Genomic DNA, 17,334 nt, shown 5'->3' on the forward strand with positions numbered 1-17,334 from the left:
CATCGGCTCCGGGGACTACGCCCGCGGGCCACCTTCACTGTGATCCACGGGCCGATGTGACGGCGCCGCTGCCCCGGCACCGTGATGGCCATGAATCTGATCAAGCGGCTGCGGACGATCCTGGCGGTGACCGCGGTCATCCTGGCGCCGGCCGCCGGCTCGGTCCTGGCCCCGCCCGCCACCGCGTCGGCGCCGCCCCCGCCCGGGGTGGCCGCGTGGCGGGCCGAGTACCCGTACCCGCCGGATCCGGTGGCGGCCCGGGACTGGTTCGCGGGCCGGTCCGACAGCGACCGGCACGCGCTGGCCGCCGCGCACCCGGGGGTGGTCGGCAACCTGGACGGCGCCCCGCCGGCGCTGCGGTACGAGGCGAACCGGCGGGCCATGCTCGCGGCCGGGATCGACCGGCCGGACGGCGACTTCCTGCTCTTCGATCCGCGCGGCCGGGGCCGGGTGGCCCAGGTGTCCGGCGACCTGACGACCGCGCGGCGGATCGTCGTGCTGGTGCCGGGCATGCGCAACCGGCTGCAGAACTTCTGGCGCGGTGTGGGCGGCCAGGCGTACCGCTCACCGGCGGTGTGGGCCGCCGACCTGCGACGGGCCGCGGCCTCGGACGATCTCGCGGTGATCGCCTGGCTCGGCTACGACACGCCGCAGGGCGCCGACGAGGCCGCCCGCGCGAACCTGGCCGAGACCGGCGCGGACGCGCTGGTGACGTTCGTGGACGGGCTGGTCGCGGTCCGCCCGCAGGCCACCATCGCGCTGTTCGGGCACAGCTACGGGTCCACCGTGATCGGGCACGCCGCGCCCCGGCTCAGCCCGCGGGTGACCGACATCGCGGTGTTCGGCAGCCCCGGCATGGGCGTGGACGACGTCGCCGCGCTGCGGACCGGCGCGCGGGTGTGGGCCGGCCTCAGCGAGCGGGACTGGGTCGGCTGGTTGCCGGCCGGGCACATGCTCGGGCTGGGGCACGGCACGGCGCCGTCCGACCCGGGATTCGGCGCCCGCCCGTTCCCCGCCGCCGATGTCCACGACCACGACCACTACCTGTCGCCGGGCACCGACTCGCTGGCGGCGCTCACCCGGGTCGCCGGAGGACTGTCATGAGCCTCGCCGCACGGATCGCCGCGGCCACCCCGGCGCACCGGGACCGGACCGTCGACGCGCTGCGGGCCGTCGCGATCCTCGGCGTGGTCCTCGGGCACTGGCTGGTCTCGGCGATCGTCAGCGACCCGGCGCGGCCGTCGGCGTGGCACGGCGCGAGCCCGCTGCAGGGCCGGCCCGCGCTGATCCCGGCGACGTGGCTGCTGCAGACCCTCGGCCTGTTCTTCTTCGCCGGCGGCTACGCGGCCGCCCGGGGCAGCCGGACCGGCGGCAACCTGTCGTGGCTGGGCGCCCGGCTCGGCCGGCTGGCCCGGCCGGTGGCGGTGCTCGCGGCGGTGTGGCTGCCCGCCTGGCTGCTGCTGACTGTCACCGGGGCGCCGGACAGCACCCTGCACGTGGTGCGGTCGCTGCTCGTACACCCGATGTGGTTTCTCCTGGTCCTCATCGCTCTGACCGCGCTCTCGCCGCTGCTGCGGGCCGCCGTGAGCCGCTACGGACTGTGGTCGCTGCTGCCCCCGGTGGCGCTCGTCGTGTGCTGCGACGTGGCCCGGCACCTCGGCACGGCGGCGTGGCTGCACCCGGTCGCGACGGTGGGTGGCTGGGCTGTGCCGTACCTGCTCGGCATGGCTCTTGCCCGCGATGTCCTGCCGCGCCGGACCGGTCTCGTGCTGCTGCCGGCGGGTGTCGCCGCCGGGGCGGCGCTGGTGCTGCTGGCCGGCTATCCGGCGAGCGCGGTCGGGGTGCCCGGCGACGGCTGGTCCAATCTCGACCCGCCGTCGCTGTTCGCCCTGGCGCTGGCGGCCGCGCAGCTCGGCGCGTTCCTGCTGGTCCGGGACCGGCTCGCGGGATGGCTGCGGCGGCCGGCGGTGTGGGCGCCGGTCGCCGGGCTCAACCTGGCGGCGATGACCGTGTACTGCTGGCACCAGAGCGCGCTGCTGCTGGTCAGCTTCGCCGGGCTGCTCGCCGGGCCGCTGCCGGGACTGCTCGACGAGCCGGCCGGGGCGTGGCCCGTACACCGTCTGCTCTGGCTTCCGGTCTTCGCCCTCGTCCTGGCCGGGCTCTGCTCGGCCTTCCACCGCTTCGAGAAGTGACTCAGGCGGTGGCCGCGCTCGCCACCCGCAACGCGTCAGCGGCGTGCTGGTTCATGTCGAGCTCGCTGTGGATCACGTCGAGGATCCGGCGGTCGGTCCCGATCACGAACGTCATCCGCTTGGTGCTCAGCGAGCCGAGACTGAGTTTGCGCCGCACCCCGTACGCCTCGATGGTCGCCGAGTCCGGATCGGAGAGCAGCGGGTAGTCGAAGGAGTGCGCCTCCGCGAACTCCCTCTGCCTCTCCACCGGATCCTTGCTGATGCCGACCCGCTGGACGCCTGCCGCCCGGTATTCGGCGGCCAGGTCACGGAAGTGACAGGCCTCCGCGGTGCAGCCACGGGTCATCGCGGCCGGGTAGAAGAAGAGGACGACGGGGCCGCCGGCGACCAGCTCGCTCAGCCGCCGGGTTGTGCCATTTTGGTCTTGGAGTTCAAAATCGGGCGCGAGGTCGCCCTTGCCGATGCTCACCCCGACGAGGGTACGGCGATCTCCTCACCACCGACACCTACGTGGAGGTCACGTGCTCCATCTCCCCGCCGTCCTCGCGGCTCTGGTCATGGCCGCCGCCCCGCTGGCCGCCCCGGCAGCGCCCGCCGGATCCGGGCCGGTCATCGATCAGAACTTCGCCGACCCGGACGTGATGAAGGTCGGCCGCACCTACTACGCCTACGCCACCAACAGCGACGGCCGGAACATCCGGTGGGCCACCTCCACCGACCTGGTCAGCTGGACCGTGCAGGAGAGCGACGCGCTGCCCGAGCTGGGCGCCTGGGTCGACCCGGACTGGACCTTCCCGCCCGGCGGCACCGGCGACCGCGGCGTCTGGGCGCCCGAGGTGTTCGCCACCGGGCCGCGCAGTTTCGTGATGTGGTACACGGCGCACGACGACGCGTCCGGCAAGCAGTGCATCGGCGCGGCCACCGCCACCACGCCGGGCGGGCCGTTCACCCCGCAGGACACCGCGCTGGTCTGCACCCCGGAGATCGGCGGCGCCATCGACGCGTCGTCGTACACCGAGAACGGGCGCCGCTACCTCCTGTGGAAGAACGACGGCAACTGTTGCCGGCAGGACACCTGGCTGCGCCTGCAGCAGGTCAGCGCCGACGGGTTGCGCCGGGTCGGCGCGGAGACCCCGCTGATCAAGCAGAACAAGCCGTTCGAGGGCACCCTCGTCGAGGCGCCGACGCTGGTCAAGCGCGGCGGCCGGTACGTGCTGTTCTACTCGGCCAACTTCTTCGGCAACGGCAGCTATGTGAGCAGCTACGCCACCGCCGACCGGCTGCGCGGGCCGTACACCAAGGCCGCCTCGCCGCTGATGACCACCGACGCGTTCGCCGGAGCGGTCCGCGGGCCTGGCGGCCAGGACGTGGTGACCGGACCGGACGGGCGTGACCGGATCGTCTTCCACGGCTGGAACGCCGGGTTCGAGTACCGGGCGATGTACTCGCGGCGACTCGACTGGCTCGACGGACGGCCGGTCGTCGAGGGCGCCGCCATCCGGTACGAGGCGGAGGACGCCGACTTCGCGCGGGCCAACGCCCGGTACGCGGCCGGCGGCGCCAGCAACGGCGCCGTGGTCGGCGGGATCGACTTCGACGACAGCCGGGTCTCCTTCACCGTCCGTGTCCCCCGCGGCGGTGAATACCGGCTCTCCACCCGCTACGCCAACGGGTCCGACGGGGGCGCGGCGAGCCACCGCCTCACCGTCAACGGCGCGGCTGCCGGCAGCGTCGACTATCCGGTCACCGGTTGGGACAACTGGCAGGTCAGCGAACGGCAGGTGACGCTGCGGGCCGGAGACAACCTCATCTCGTACGCCAAGGGCGCCAACTACGCGGAGATCGACGCGATCGACGTGGCCTCTTCGGCTCATTGAAAACACCCGATGTGCGGATGCCTACTAGCCTGGTCGCGACCAGAATGAGCGGCGCGGCGGAGGTAGGCATCCGCCCCTGAACGGTGGAGTCTCTTCGATGAGCAGCTGGGAGCTGACCGGCTACACGACTGTTCGCGGGCTCGGCTCCGGCGCGTCCGGCAGCGTCGTGCTCGCCACCCACGACGAGACCGGCACCGCGGTCGCGATCAAGTACCTGACCCACGTGCTCGGCGACGAGGCCGCGTTCCGGGCCGCGTTCCGGCGCGAGGCCCAGCTGCTCGGCGAGATCGACGACCCCAACGTCTCCCGGCTGTACGAGTACGTCGAGTCCGCCGACGGCGCGGCGATCGTGATGGAGCTGGTCAACGGGGTGTCGCTGCGGCAGATGCTGCGCGAGCACGGCCCCACCACCCCCGAGGCGGCGCTCACGGTCCTGAAAGGCTCCCTCTCCGGGCTCGCCGCCGCCCACGCCCACGGTGTCGTGCACCGCGACTACAAGCCGGAGAATGTGCTGGTCACCGGTGAAGGGCTGAGCAAACTCGCCGACTTCGGCATCGCCACGCCGGTCGGTCAGGGCACCGGCACCGTCGTCACCGGCACACCCCGCTACATGGCCCCCGAGCAGTGGACCGGCGCGCCCGCCACCCCCGCCTGCGACATCTATGCCGCCACCGCCACGTTCTTCGAATGCCTCACCGGGCGGCCGCCGTACGACGGGGCGAACCTCTTCGCCCTCCACGAGCAGCACACCAACGCGCCCATCCCGACCGACCCCGCCCCCGAGCCGGTGCACGACCTGCTCCGGCACGGCCTGGCCAAACAGCCCGGCGACCGGCCGCCGCACGCGCTCGCCTTCCTGGAGATCCTGGAACAGGTGGCCGGCGCCGCCTACGGCGCGGACTGGGAGGACCGCGGGCTGCGGGAACTCGCCCGCCGCGCCGCGCTGCTGGCCGCGCTGTGGCCGTTCCCGGACGGCAACGCCGGCGCCACCGCGGTCGCCACCACGACGCTCGGGGCCACCGCGGGCAGCGCTCGGAGCAACCGGACCTGGGCGGCGGTCGCCGGCGGCGCGGTGATCGTGGCCCTGCTGATCGGCGGAGCCGGTTACCAGTACGCGTCGGCCGCCGAGGAGGAGACCGTCGTCTCGGGCGGGCCGGTGGCCCCCGCCTCTCCCTCACCCGTTCCGGCGGCCGCCCCGCCGGGCGTCACACCGCCGGTCGTATCGGCCGGGCCGTCCGTCACGGCCGGCCCCTCACCGTCGGACCCCCCTGTCTCCTCCTCGCCGACCGGCGGCGGCAGCACGCCCAGCAAGTCGCCGTCCGTGACGCCCAGCAAGTCGGCTCCGGCGTCGCCCAGCCCCTCGGTGAGCACCTCACCCACCCCGGCCGACACGACGGCGCCCACGGTCGGGACGGTCAGCGCCAACCCGGCGGTCATCGAAGGGGAGAGCTGCCCGTACGGCTACCGGTCCAGCGCCGTCGCCGTCACCGTCACCGACGACGTGAGCGCGGCGGGAGATCTCACCGTCACGTTCCGCTACACGTTGAACGGGTCCACCGGCTCCGTCGGGATGACGTCGATCGGGCGGGGCCGTTTCCAGGGGACGCTGGGTCCGCTGCCCGGCCCGAAGACGACCACCCGCATCCCGATCACCGTCGTCGCCGTCGACGCCGCGAAGAACACCGGGCGATCGGCGTCCACCGCGTACGTGACCCTCAACAACTACTGCACCCCTGGTTAGGAGCGCGCCGGTGCCCACGCAGGTGACGAACCGGGGAGCGGCGGAGTGAACCGCCCGGAGGAGCCTTTCGACGACCCGGCCATGCCGGCCCCGGACGACCCTTGGGCGGCCGCGGACCTGCCGGGTCCCACGGTGTATCTGGGCACTCCCCTCCCCCAGCCGGATGCCACCGCCCAGCCCGCCCCCGACCCCGGCCGGCCGACCCTTCCGGGCCGGCCTGCCGCCTATCCCGGCCGGCCCGCCGCCGACCCTGGCCACCCTGGCGCCCACCCGGGTCAGCCTGGCGTCCACTCAGGTCAAGTCGTCGCTCAGCCTGGTCAGCCTGCCGTTCCACCGGGCCACGTTGTCGCCCAGGCTGGTCAGTCCGCTGCGCAGTCGGGGCAGCCTGTCGCTCAACCCGGCGGGCCCACCGTCCACTACGGCGACGCCACCGCTCACTTCGGCCAGTCCTCACCGCAGTCCGGCCATTTCGTGGCCCAGCCGGGCCCGCCTGGCTCCTCCTACGGCCAAGCCGCCAACCAGTTCGGCGGGGCCACCGGCCATCTCGGTCAAGCTGCCGGACAGGCCGCCGCAAATTCTGGGCAACCCACCGCGTATCTCGGGCAATCGATGGGAAATCCCCCGCAGCCGACGGCTTCGTTCGGAGACGCCACCGTTCATCTCGGTCCATCGGCGGTCGGCCTCGGCGATCCGGGTCAGACCGTCAGCCTCGGGCCCGCCGACCTTCCCACGCATCCGGCCGGGCCGGAACCGACGGCCTACCACCCTCCGACTTCGCCGGTCGACGGCTCGGTTCCGACCGTTCGTGCCCAGAACGAGCTCCGGTTCGGCCCAGGGGTGCCGGCGGCTCCCGCGGGTGCTCCCGCCTGGCCGGCGGGGACCGCGGCCCGCCGAAAGCGTCCGATCTGGCGCAGGTTGGTATCGCTGGTCTCCAGTTTGCTGACTCTCGTGCTGATCGGGGTGGTCGGCTTCTACATCTGGCAGCGGCTCAGCCCTCTGGAGGTGGAGGGCGTCACCGTGGCGGTCCCCCAGCCCGCCGGGAACCGTTGCGATGTCACCGTCGACGTGGTCGCCACCGTTCGCACCAACGGCCGGAGCGGGGTGATCCGCTACCAGTGGTTCCGTTCGGACGCTCCACCGGGCGCGATCCTCACCGAACAGGTCGGAAGCGGCCAGCGCACCGCGGCCCTCACCCTCGCATGGACGTTCAGCGGCACAGGCAAAGCCACCGAAACCGCCACCGTCAACATCATCGAACCGTCACCGCTCCAGGTCGGCACACAGGTGGAATATCGCTGTCAGGGCTGATTCTCTCATCCGCGCGACTCACCTTTTCCAGCCTTCGGTTCAAGAATTCCGGAGCGGATTTTGGCATGATCGAACACTGACAGTTGCCGATCGGGGTGGAGCATAATTCGTGCATGGTTCAGGGGTCGCTGTTCAGCAGGGCGGAAATCGCCTCGATACGCAACCGAACCGCGTCTCGTAACTATTCTGCGGAGCGTGAAGAATTCCGCCGCGATCACGAGAAGCGCCGCGCTTGGGGTTTGCAGCGCCGTCACGCCGAGAAGCTACGCCGCCTTCACCCGGCGGCTCCATCGTTCACGGGGGCGCGGCACGCCCCGTCGGCTCCCGACGCACCACACGCTCGCTCAGTTCCAGGCCCACAACCAGTTCCGTCGCCTCCACCGCCGCGACCGGCTTCGTCAGGCGCCGGACCGCGACGGCTTCCTTTGGTCCCAGGGCCGCGAGGGGCTGCGGCTGCGCGGAGGGATGGCCTGCCGCCAGAGGCAGCGCTTTTGCGGGCTTCGGCGCCCGCCGTGGCGGCTGACCCCTCACCCACCAGTTCGCCGGCAGCAGTCGTTCCGGCGCTACCAGGTGCGGCGACCGCCGACGTTCCTGCGCCATCAGGTGCGGCGACCGCCGAAGTCTCCGCGCCGCCAAGTGCGGCAACCACCGGCCTTCCGACGCCACCAGATGCGGCGACCGCCGACGTTCCGACGCCATCAGATGCGGCGACCGCCCACGTTTCCGCGCCGCCAAGTGCGGTAACCACTGGCCTTCCGACGCCACCAGATGCGGCGACCGCCGACGTTCCGGCGCCACCAAGTGCGGCAACCGCCGACGTTCCCGCGCCACCAAGTGCGGCAACCGCCGACGTTCCCGCGCCACCAAGTGCGGCAACCGCCTGCGGTCCGTCCATCGAGTTAGCCATGGCCGCGATGCCAGCGGCATCGGCGACCGCAGCGGTCCAGCCCACGCCGGCCGCCGCGACTCGACCGACGACGCCATCTTGGAAGATCCCTGAGCCGCCTTCAGCGACCTGGCCGACAGCTGCGTCAGTGGCGGCCACCACCAGATCAGCGCCGACGGTCACCCCCACAGTCGCTCGCAGAGCTGCGATACCCATAACCACCACTGCGCTGGTCGCGAGGGGTTCGGCCGACTCGGTGGTCACGGTTCCGGCTACCGCAGTCCGCAGGCCGGCCAGTTGCGCCACTGCGATCGGCCCATCGGCTTCGCTTTCCGTCGCTGCGGCAGGATTTCCGCTGGCCAGCCCAGTCATGACCATAGTCGAACGAACGTTCACCACCGGCGGTCGAGGCCTGCCACCAGTGGTGTGTTCTCCGCTGGCCACCTCACTGCTACGAGCAAACCAGTGCGAACGACGGTGGGTTGGGCTGCACCGTCGACCACGGCGGCAAAACCAGGACGGGCCGCCTTCACCACTGTGGCAGGACCAGGACGGACCGACTTCACCACTGTGGCAGGACCAGGACGGGCCAGCTTCACCACGGCGGCAGGACCAGGACGGGCCGCCTTCACCACTGTGGCCGGTCAGCCGGCGGCCACCACCAGTCGATCTCCACCGTTGCCGCCGTACCGGTGAGATGGTTGCCCTCGATGGGCGACCCACTGCTCACGAAGACGCCGGTCGGCTGCCGGGAGCGACCGGAGACCCGCGGCAGCGGTGGATTCCGCAAACTCATCGGTCTCATCGGCCTCATCGGTTGGGGCTCGGCGACTGCCCGCCGCCTGCACCACCGGCCGACAACAACGAACCGTCGTGTGCCGCCACGGCTGTCGCATCGGCCGGATCGCCTTGGTCTCGATTCTGGTCGCGGCGGGTGTGCCGACCTCGGGCTCCCTGAGCGGCTCGCGGTGGAATTTTGATGAATTCGTGTGGTCGGTGCAGGGCGTGGGTGGCGGTTTCACTCGGCGGGTGCGTTTCGGGCAAGGCTTGTGGTGGTTTCTGTGCGATGGCCGGCGTTAATTATGATGACCGTTTTCTTTCTTCTGCATTGTTTCCTGCGTCGCGGCTGGTGCGATCAAGCTCCAGTTCTTGCAAGGGTTTGCATATGCCGGTTCGTATTCTTGCCGTCACCACGCTCATTGCCGTCTCGTTCTGTAACGGCCCAGACTCGGGAGCGGGTGCCGGGAGACGCTTGGCAGCGCCTGCGAGTTGTCGGGCCCGCCGCTCTCCGAGGGCGAGCCGGCCCGGGGAGGGTTGCCGGGTGGGAGGCGGGACTATGCCCTTTGGTAGAGGCGAGTTCGGCTCGTAGGCAGAAGTGCCTGGTGGCCGGGGTCCATAGCCTTCTCTGCATGGCTGTCACGTTCACCGGGGATGACCGGTTTCCCGCAGTTCTCGCCTCTGCCCGGGCTGCTGCCCGTGAGGAGCTCGGCACGGTTCATCTGCTGGCGGGGATGGCCGTCGCCGCGCCGGAGATCACGGAGCTGCTGGGGGTCTTCGACATCACGCCGGCCGTGCTTCGGGCGGTGCTTCGGGAACGGGTGATCGGTGACGGGCCGGCGCCGCCGGTGGCTGCGGTCATCCGGGGACACGAGTCGCTGGCGCTCACCGCGGGGCTGCGTGCGGCGCTGGTGCGGTGTGCCGCGTACCACTCGGGTAAGCGCACTTCGCAGCAGTTGCTGGCGACCATTCTCGACGATCCGGGTACGGGGGCGGTGACTCTGCTGCGGTTCTGCGGGGCTGATGTCGAAGCGGTGCGGCGGGCGCTGAGGACCGGGCAGCTGCCAGGGCGCACGGAGCGGCTCCCGGAGGCGCTGGGGGCGGTTCGGGACAGGTTGATCGGGCGGCAGCAGTACCGCGGGCGTGGCCCACGTGACTTTCTGATCTCGCTGTTCACGAGGGCGAACGTCAACTACGCGGCCGATCCTGTCCTGTGGGCCTCGCTGGAAGCCGACGACGTCGCGAAGCGGCACGGCCGGGTGACCCGTACCGATGATGTGTTGCTTGCGATGGTCACGACGTTCGAGGTGGCCGAGGCCTATCCGCATCTGACCGGCGGCGCCGCCGAACTCTACGACGGCATCCGCCGGTTGCTTGCCGGGGTGGACCGGGACGAGCTGGTCGCGGCGGCGGCAACCGAACCGGGCGATGACGAGGTGCCGCTGAGGAGCCTGCTGCGGCATGGTCCGGGGCGTCCGCACGACACGGCCGCGCTGCTGGAGGCGCTCACCGCGCATCCGGGGACGCGGGCCGCTCGTGTGCTGCGCGCGGTGGGCGGGTATCCCCTGCTCACGGCACGGACCCCCGTCCCGGTCGGAAGCGGCGCATGAGCGGGGAGCCGCCGGGCGCCTGGGTGGGGCAGGTCGTCGGTCGAAGCGGCAAGAAGTGCGCCGGCTCACCTCGACGAAGGGGCTGACGGACCTGCCACCGCGGATCCCCTCGCGTGGCTCGCGGCTGAAACCCGCTCGTCTCGGGAGGCCCGTGCGGACACACGCTCGTCGGCAGTGGCCGGGAAACGATGGCGCTTCGCAGCTCCCTGAAGAGTCCTTACCCCTCGCGCCTTGCCGGGCCGAGGCCGGCCGGAAGGCCGCGGGACCAGGGCCGGCCGGAAGGCCGCGGGACCAGGGCCGGCCGGAAGGCCGCGGGACCAGGGCCGGCCGGAAGGCCGCGGGACCAGGGCCGGCCGGAAGGCCGCGGGACCAGGGCCGGCCGGAAGGCAGTAGGACCAGGGCCGGCCAAGAAGCCGCAAGAACAGACCCAGCCGGAAAACCACAGGACCAGGGCCGGCCAATAAGCCGAAGGACCAGGGCCGACCAAGAAGCCACAGGACCAGGGGCGGCCGCGCTGAGAGGCGCGCACCGTGTAAGCATGGCTCGGGCCAGCGTGTGGGTGACGATCCGAAGGCCGAGCGCATCGGCGACCGCAGCGGTGAACCCGCTCGCACCGGTGATTCAGGCGCCGGGAAGGAAACCGCCGGACGAATCGCTGGGCCGCAAGCCCGCCGATCCCGGCCGAGGAAGAGGAAGACGGCCGAACGGGGGCCGACCCACAAACTGAGCGCGATCGTGGCCTGCCCAGGTGGCAGGACCCGCGACGGCTCGTCCGCTGCCCGGCAGCCGGCGGACGAGACGAAGCGGCGGCCAAGCCTGCCCGCCGCTTCGTCAGAGAATCGTCAGCTGCGGGACCGAGGCAGGCAGCACTTCTTGTACTTGAGGCCCGACCCGCACCAGCAGGAGCCGTTGCGCTCCGGCGGCCACGGGATGCGGGCGGCGCCGGTGGCGAGCGTGGTGGCGTAGGCGGAACGGTTCTCCCCTGTCACCGGATCGCCGCCCACTCCGGCCTGCCTGGTCAGCGCGTCGACCGAGCCGGGGAACACGGCCAGATCGGCGCGGCCCGTGCCGGCCAGGCGGACCAGTTCGCGCTCCAGGCGGGCGCGGTGCTCGTCCCAGGTCGCGCCGTACACCTCGGTCTGCTTCGCCAGACGGTCGAACTCCGGCCGGGGCCAGAACACCAGGTCCTCGGCGGGGGCGGTCGCCGCGCGGGCGGACGCGTTCGCCAGTCTGGTCTCCAGGCGCTCGGCCAGGTTGTCGTGGGTGTCGTGCTGACGGCCCAGCGCGTGCCGCAACCGGTGGCGCTGCTGCAGCAGGAAGAACAGCACTCCGGCGTCGTCGGCGTCGGCCGGCTCGGTGGCGCCGCGCTCGGCCAGCACCTCCTGCACCGCCTCGGTCAGCCACGTCTCCGCCTCACGGCCGCGATTGCCGACCGCCAGGGCCGCGGTGATGTAGGCGGGGGCATCCGGATACTGCGTGAGCAGCGGGCGCAGTGGCTCGATCTCGGCGAACGCCTCATCGCCGCGACCGGCGCGGAACAGGATCCGTGCCCGGAGCGCGCGCGCTCCGGCGGCTGGACTGTCGTCGCGTTTGCCGTACGCCTCCAAGGCTCCGTCGACGTATCGCAGCGCCGCGTCGAGCTTGGAGCGGCTCTCGGCGATCTCCGCGGCGAGGGTCAGCGCTAGGCCGGCATCCTGCGGGTCGGCGAGGCGCCCGTCGCGAGCGGCGTCGGCCAGGTCAGCGGCCACACCGAGCGGGTCGGCGGCGCCGAGAGCGGACTGCCGGATCTCATTGAGGTCGGCGCTGGTCAGATCTGCTTTCAAGGACACGCCGCCACGCTACTGCGGACGGCCGCGCAGCGCTGTTGATCTGAATCACTTCAGCGAGGGACAGACGGCGGATTCGGCTCAATTCGCGACAACTCGCGTGGCGAACTAGATTGATATGCGCCGATTAATGGGAGGTGTACATGTTCCGCACGCTCACCGCGCTGACTCTGGGCGCCGCTCTGCTGGCCGCCCCGCACGCCGCCGCCGCGCTGGAACCCGACCTGACCGATCCCCAGGTCGTGGCCACCGGGCTGACCGTCCCGTGGGGCCTCGGCTTCCTGCCCCACGGCAGCGCGCTCGTCGCCGAGCGCACCAGCGCCCGCGTCCTGCGGGTGCGTCCGGGGAGTGCGCCGGTCACCGTCACCACGATCGCCGGGGTCTCCCCCACCGGCGAGGCCGGTCTGCTCGGCCTTACCGTCTCGCCGACGTTCGAGCAGGACAATCTGGTGTACGTGTACTTCACCTCGGCCTCCGACAACCGGATCACCCGGTTCCGTCTGGACACGCCGGGCAGCCAGCAGGTGATCCTGAGCGGCCTGGCCCGGGCGAGCATCCACGACGGCGGCCGGATCGCGTTCGGGCCGGACGGCATGCTGTATGCCACGGTGGGCGACGCGGGGGTGACGTCGAACGCGCAGAACCAGCAGAGCCGCAACGGCAAGATCCTGCGGATGCGCCCGGACGGTGGTGTCCCGGCGAGCGGCAATCCGTTCCCCGGCTCACTGGTCTACAGCCTCGGCCACCGCAACCCGCAGGGTCTGGCCTGGGACGCGCAGGGCCGGTTGTATGCCGCCGAGTTCGGCCAGAACACCTGGGACGAGGTCAATCTGATCGTCCCGGGCGGGAACTACGGCTGGCCGACGGTCGAGGGCACCAGCACCGACACCCGTTTCCGGAACCCGATCGTGGTGTGGAGCACCGCCGAGGCGTCACCGAGCGGCGCCGCCATCGACGGCCAGACCCTCTACGTCGCCGCGCTGCGGGGCCAGCGGCTGTGGTCGGTCCCGCTGAACGGCGCCGGTGGCGCGGGCACCCCGGTCGCGCTGCTCCAGGGCCGGTACGGCCGGTTGCGTACCGTCGAACGCGCCCCGGACGGCGCCCTGTGGGTGACCACCAGCAACCGGGACGGCCGGGGCACCCCGGCGGCGGCCGACGACCGGATCCTGCGTTTCCCACCCGCGCCGTGACGACCCGTCACCGCGGCCGGCGGATCCGCACCAGTGCTGCGGCGCCCTCCGGCACATGCCGGTTCGATGCAGGCGTGGCACGATCGGCCAGGTGATCGCCGGTCAGCGCCGTGCGTGGGTGGACGGCCGGGGCACGTGACCGGCCGCGGCGTGCTCGAGGTGCTCGATGCCGGCGAGGACGAGATCGACGCCGGCGAGAAACTCGGCGCGGTCGTCGTGGCCGCGGAGCTGGTCGGCCATCGTCCGGGTGAACGCGTACTCTCCGGCGTCGAGTTGCCCCCAGTGCGCGGCCAGGTCGTCGAGGAAGTCCTGCCGGTCGGTGCGCGCCTGCAGGGAGTGGGAGTTGATCGCTTCCTGGCGGCCGGCGCCGACGATGTGGATCAGCAGCGCCGACGTCGCGGTGAACCGGGCTTCCGCGGGAACACCGAGCGCCACCACCTGCCGGCCGAGGCGCTCGAAGATCTTCAGCATCGCCCCCGCCCACGGCGGCCGGGCCAACTGGTCGCCGACCCACGGATGCGCCCCGATCACGTCGTAGACGGCCAGTGCCACGGCGCGGATCGCTTCGCGGGCGCCGGCGCCGGCGCCGGGAGCCGCGCCGGTCAGGGCGCGGCCGACCACGACGTCGGCGGCCGCCGCGATCAGGTCGCCCTTGGTCGAGAAGTGCCACTGGATGGCGCCGTGACCGGTTTCCAACCGCATGGCAAGCGTACGGAAGGTGAGCCCGGCTTCCCCGTCGGCGTCCAGCAGAAGGACCGCCGCGTCGATGATCCGCTCCCGCGTCCGGGCACCCTTGCCCTGCTCGGATCGCCGCACCGTTTTCGTCATACCCCATCTTGACATGACTGGTACGCCGTACCAATCTGTTACTGGTACCGCGTACCAGAAATGAGCGATCCGAGGAGTCACGATGACCACCGAAGTCACCATCGTCGGCGCCGGGCTCGGCGGGCTCACCCTCGCCCGCGTCCTGCACCTGCACGGCATCGCCGCGACCGTCTACGAAGCGGACGCGTCGGCCGATGCCCGGCCCCAGGGCGGCCAGCTCGACCTGCACGAGTACAACGGCCAGCGCGCCCTCGCCGACGCCGGGCTCACCGACGAGTTCCGCGCGATCATCCACCCGGGCGGCGAGGCCACCCACGTCCTGGACCGGCACGGCAACGTGCTTCTCGACGAACCCGACGACGGCGCCGGCGGGCGTCCCGAGGTCCTGCGTGGCGACCTGCGCCGGATCCTGCTCGCGTCCCTGCCCGCCGGCACGATCCGCTGGGGCCACAAGGTGACCCGGGTCGAGCCGCTCGGCGGCGGACGCCACGAGCTGACCTTCGCCCACGGTCCGACCGTCACCACCGATCTGCTCGTGGGCGCCGACGGCGCCTGGTCACAGATCCGCCCGCTGCTGTCCCCCGCGCAACCCGGCTACACCGGCATCACCTTCATCGAGACCTGGCTGCGCGACGCCGACGAACGGCACCCCGCCGCCGCGAAAGCCGTCGGCGCCGGCGCGCTGTTCGCCCTCGCACCCGGCAAGGGCATCCTCGCCCACCGCGAAGCAGGCGGAATCCTGCACTCCTACATCGCCCTGTCCAAGCCCCCGGAATGGATCGCCGGCATCGACGCCGCCGACTCCACCGCACGGGTGGCCGCCGAGTTCGACGGCTGGGCACCGGAACTGACCGCCCTGATCACCGAAAGCGACACCGCACCCGTACTCCGCCCGATCAACGCCCTGCCCATCGGCCACCGCTGGGACCGGATCCCCGGCGTCACGCTCCTCGGCGACGCCGCCCACCTGATGTCCCCGTTCGCCGGCGAAGGCGCCAACCTCGCCATGTACGACGGCTCCGAACTCGGCAGAGCCATCGCCGCGCACCCCGGCGATCCGGAGGCCGCCCTGACCGAATACGAGCGGGCCCTGTTCCCCCGCAGCGAGCAGTTCGCCGCCGAATCGGACGCCAACCTCGCCATGATGTTCGGCGACGACACCCCCACCGGGCTGCTCGCCCTGCTCACCGGCGGTGAGCAGAACTGATGGACCAGAAGCTGAGAGACCTGCTCACCGGACCCAACTTCGCCCACGTCGCCACCGTGCGCCGCGACGGCAGCCCGTCGGTGACCCCGACCTGGGTCGACCTGCGCGACGACCTCGTCCTGCTGAACGGCATGCAGGGCCGCGGCTGGCCTCGCAACCTGATCCGGGACCCACGAGTCACCGTCTCGGTCACCGCACTCGGCAACCCGTACGAATGCGCGACGCTACGCGGACACGCTCTGGCGCCGACCACCGACGACGCCGAGGAACACTTCCGGCATCTGTTCCGGAAATACCGCGACCGGACCCTGCCGACCGGCGGGGACAACGATCCGCAGGACAACGACATGCCCGGGCGCATCCTGTTCCGGGTGGTCATCGAGTCCGCCCACTATCAATGGCAGCCCCCGCCCGGCGCCACTGAGGAGTACGACGCCTTCCTGGCCGAGATCCTGCACTCCCCGGCGGCGGGAAAGACGGCGCCATGACGCCCCATCCACCGGATCAGACCCCAGCGTACGGAGCAGAGCGCTGCCAGGACGGCGAACCCCGGTGGCCGGCCCCGCCGCGATCCGGCCGCGCGATATGACCCACCAGGGATGAGAGAAGTTCATCGACGCGGAGAGAGGATCATCCTGATAGAGAAGTATTGATGTCTTTGCCGAGACTTCCCTGCCCCCAGGCCGCTTCACGCAGGGGAGTCGACGGCTGAGAAGGGAGACCACGTGCGCATCTCTCGACGTCCGCTCTGGGCAGCGTGCCTCGCTGTCGGGATAGCCATCCCGGCAGGCGCCGCCGCCGGGGCGAGCGCGGTGGCCGCCGCCGGCGCCGCCGGCCTCACCACGACCGTCCAGATCGGCCAGGTGACCGGCAGCGCCCTCACTGTCCGTGTCACGGTGCGGAACACGTCATCGTCGGCGGTCGACGTCCTCTCCCGGGACCTGCCGCAGGCACGCGCGTCCCACGCGGTCCTGGCGGTGACCAGGGACGGCGTACCGGTGCCCTATCGAGGCAAGCTGGCGAAGCTCGCGGCGCCGGCCGCCGCCGACTACACCCACATTCCCGCCGGTGGCGCGTACGCCGTGACCGTGGACCTGGCGGACGACTACGACCTGTCGCAGCCGGGCACCTTCACCGTCGCTCTGGCATCGACCCGGGTGCGGGCCGCCCGGGACACGCTCCGGGTCGACACCGGTCGCGCCACCGTCCGCACCAGCGCCGGCATCCGCGGCGCCGGCAAGGCGGCCGGCGCCGCACCGACCACCACTGAGCAGGTCAAAGTCGCCGCCGCCGCGGTCAGCATCACCTACCGCGGCTGTACGACGAGTGAGCAGACCGCACTGAAGACGGCCGTCACCAACGCCGCGACGTACTCGCAGAAGTCCCAGACCTGGCTGGCGGCGAACCCGTCCGGCGGAGGCGCCTACACCACCTGGTTCGGCACCTACAGCTCGTCCCGGTTCACCCGGGTGACCTCGGCCTACAGCAAGATCACCAGCGAGCTGACCAGCAAGACCCTCACGCTCGACTGCACCAGCAACGAGGATTACTACGCCTACGTCTACCCGGACCAGCCCTACGTCATCTACCTGTGCAACGCGTTCTGGACGGCGCCCGCCACGGGCACCGACTCGAAGGCCGGAACGCTGATCCACGAGTCGAGTCACTTCACCGTCAACGGCGGCACCGACGACCACGCGTACGGCCAGACAGCGGCCCGGCAACTCGCCGCGTCGAACCCGGCCAACGCCGTCGACAACGCCGACAACTACGAGTACTTCGCCGAGAGCCGCTGACCCACGGCCACCTCGCCCCGGCAGGCAGCCCGTTCCCGAGTTTCTCCGCGCGACGTGGCGCGATCAACGACGCCCCGGCGGGAGCGGGCTGCCGCC

13 protein-coding genes are annotated in these 17,334 nt (G+C 71.7%); 10 read left to right on the plus strand and 3 right to left on the minus strand.

From position 1 onward, the window contains the following. Nucleotides 1-90: 90 nt before the first annotated feature. Complete coding sequence (locus tag BM290_RS19185) at nt 91-1,104, plus strand: alpha/beta hydrolase (protein ID WP_203779395.1); 1,014 nt, start codon at nt 91-93, stop codon at nt 1,102-1,104. Beyond that, complete coding sequence (locus BM290_RS19190) at nt 1,101-2,192, plus strand: acyltransferase family protein (RefSeq protein ID WP_093615944.1); 1,092 nt, start codon at nt 1,101-1,103, stop codon at nt 2,190-2,192. The genes BM290_RS19185 and BM290_RS19190 overlap by 4 nt, the downstream gene beginning before the upstream one ends. Before the next feature lies 1 nt (nt 2,193). Here BM290_RS19190 and BM290_RS19195 read toward each other — a convergent pair whose 3' ends face one another. Next, nucleotides 2,194-2,661 (minus strand): peroxiredoxin, encoded by a 468-nt coding sequence (locus BM290_RS19195; protein ID WP_093615946.1) that lies wholly within the window; start codon nt 2,659-2,661, stop codon nt 2,194-2,196. Between the two features lie 52 nt (nt 2,662-2,713). On the opposite strand from BM290_RS19195, the gene BM290_RS19200 reads away from it, so the two are divergent. From BM290_RS19200 to BM290_RS19215, 4 genes are all read left to right on the plus strand, one after another. After that, complete coding sequence (locus tag BM290_RS19200; protein ID WP_239143585.1) at nt 2,714-4,069, plus strand: family 43 glycosylhydrolase; 1,356 nt, start codon at nt 2,714-2,716, stop codon at nt 4,067-4,069. A gap of 97 nt (nt 4,070-4,166) precedes the next feature. Beyond that, the gene (locus BM290_RS19205) at nt 4,167-5,810 is read left to right on the plus strand and encodes a serine/threonine-protein kinase (protein ID WP_093615950.1); all 1,644 of its coding nucleotides are present in this window, start codon (nt 4,167-4,169) and stop codon (nt 5,808-5,810) included. 936 nt (nt 5,811-6,746) lie between these two features. After that, entirely contained in the window at nt 6,747-7,118 is a 372-nt protein-coding gene (locus BM290_RS49845; RefSeq protein WP_239143586.1) for a hypothetical protein, read from the plus strand. A gap of 2,295 nt (nt 7,119-9,413) precedes the next feature. Beyond that, on the plus strand, nt 9,414-10,391 hold the full coding sequence (locus BM290_RS19215; protein WP_177319793.1) for a Clp protease N-terminal domain-containing protein: 978 nt from the start codon (nt 9,414-9,416) through the stop codon (nt 10,389-10,391). Nucleotides 10,392-11,233: 842 nt separating this feature from the next. Here the strand turns inward: BM290_RS19215 and BM290_RS19220 are convergent. Continuing rightward, nucleotides 11,234-12,220, minus strand: coding sequence for an SEC-C domain-containing protein (locus BM290_RS19220; RefSeq protein ID WP_093615956.1), 987 nt, complete (start codon nt 12,218-12,220; stop codon nt 11,234-11,236). A gap of 140 nt (nt 12,221-12,360) precedes the next feature. Here BM290_RS19220 and BM290_RS19225 point away from each other — a divergent pair, with 140 nt between their 5' ends. After that, entirely contained in the window at nt 12,361-13,407 is a 1,047-nt protein-coding gene (locus tag BM290_RS19225; protein WP_093616653.1) for a PQQ-dependent sugar dehydrogenase, read from the plus strand. Nucleotides 13,408-13,509: 102 nt separating this feature from the next. On the opposite strand, the gene BM290_RS19230 is transcribed toward BM290_RS19225, so the two are convergent. Then, entirely contained in the window at nt 13,510-14,235 is a 726-nt protein-coding gene (locus BM290_RS19230) for a TetR/AcrR family transcriptional regulator (protein ID WP_093615958.1), read from the minus strand. An 82-nt stretch (nt 14,236-14,317) separates the two neighbouring features. Here BM290_RS19230 and BM290_RS19235 point away from each other — a divergent pair, with 82 nt between their 5' ends. The 3 genes from BM290_RS19235 to BM290_RS19245 all read left to right on the plus strand — a co-directional run bounded on the left by BM290_RS19235 (nt 14,318) and on the right by BM290_RS19245 (nt 17,238). Continuing rightward, nucleotides 14,318-15,442, plus strand: coding sequence for an FAD-dependent oxidoreductase (locus tag BM290_RS19235; RefSeq protein WP_093615960.1), 1,125 nt, complete (start codon nt 14,318-14,320; stop codon nt 15,440-15,442). Next, the gene (locus tag BM290_RS19240) at nt 15,442-15,930 is read left to right on the plus strand and encodes a TIGR03618 family F420-dependent PPOX class oxidoreductase (protein ID WP_093615962.1); all 489 of its coding nucleotides are present in this window, start codon (nt 15,442-15,444) and stop codon (nt 15,928-15,930) included. The genes BM290_RS19235 and BM290_RS19240 overlap by 1 nt, the downstream gene beginning before the upstream one ends. 237 nt (nt 15,931-16,167) lie before the next feature. Continuing rightward, nucleotides 16,168-17,238 (plus strand): M35 family metalloendopeptidase, encoded by a 1,071-nt coding sequence (locus BM290_RS19245; RefSeq protein WP_093615964.1) that lies wholly within the window; start codon nt 16,168-16,170, stop codon nt 17,236-17,238. Nucleotides 17,239-17,334: the final 96 nt, after the last annotated feature.

The organism is Actinoplanes philippinensis, from assembly GCF_900113015.1.
Lineage (GTDB): Bacteria > Actinomycetota > Actinomycetes > Mycobacteriales > Micromonosporaceae > Actinoplanes > Actinoplanes philippinensis.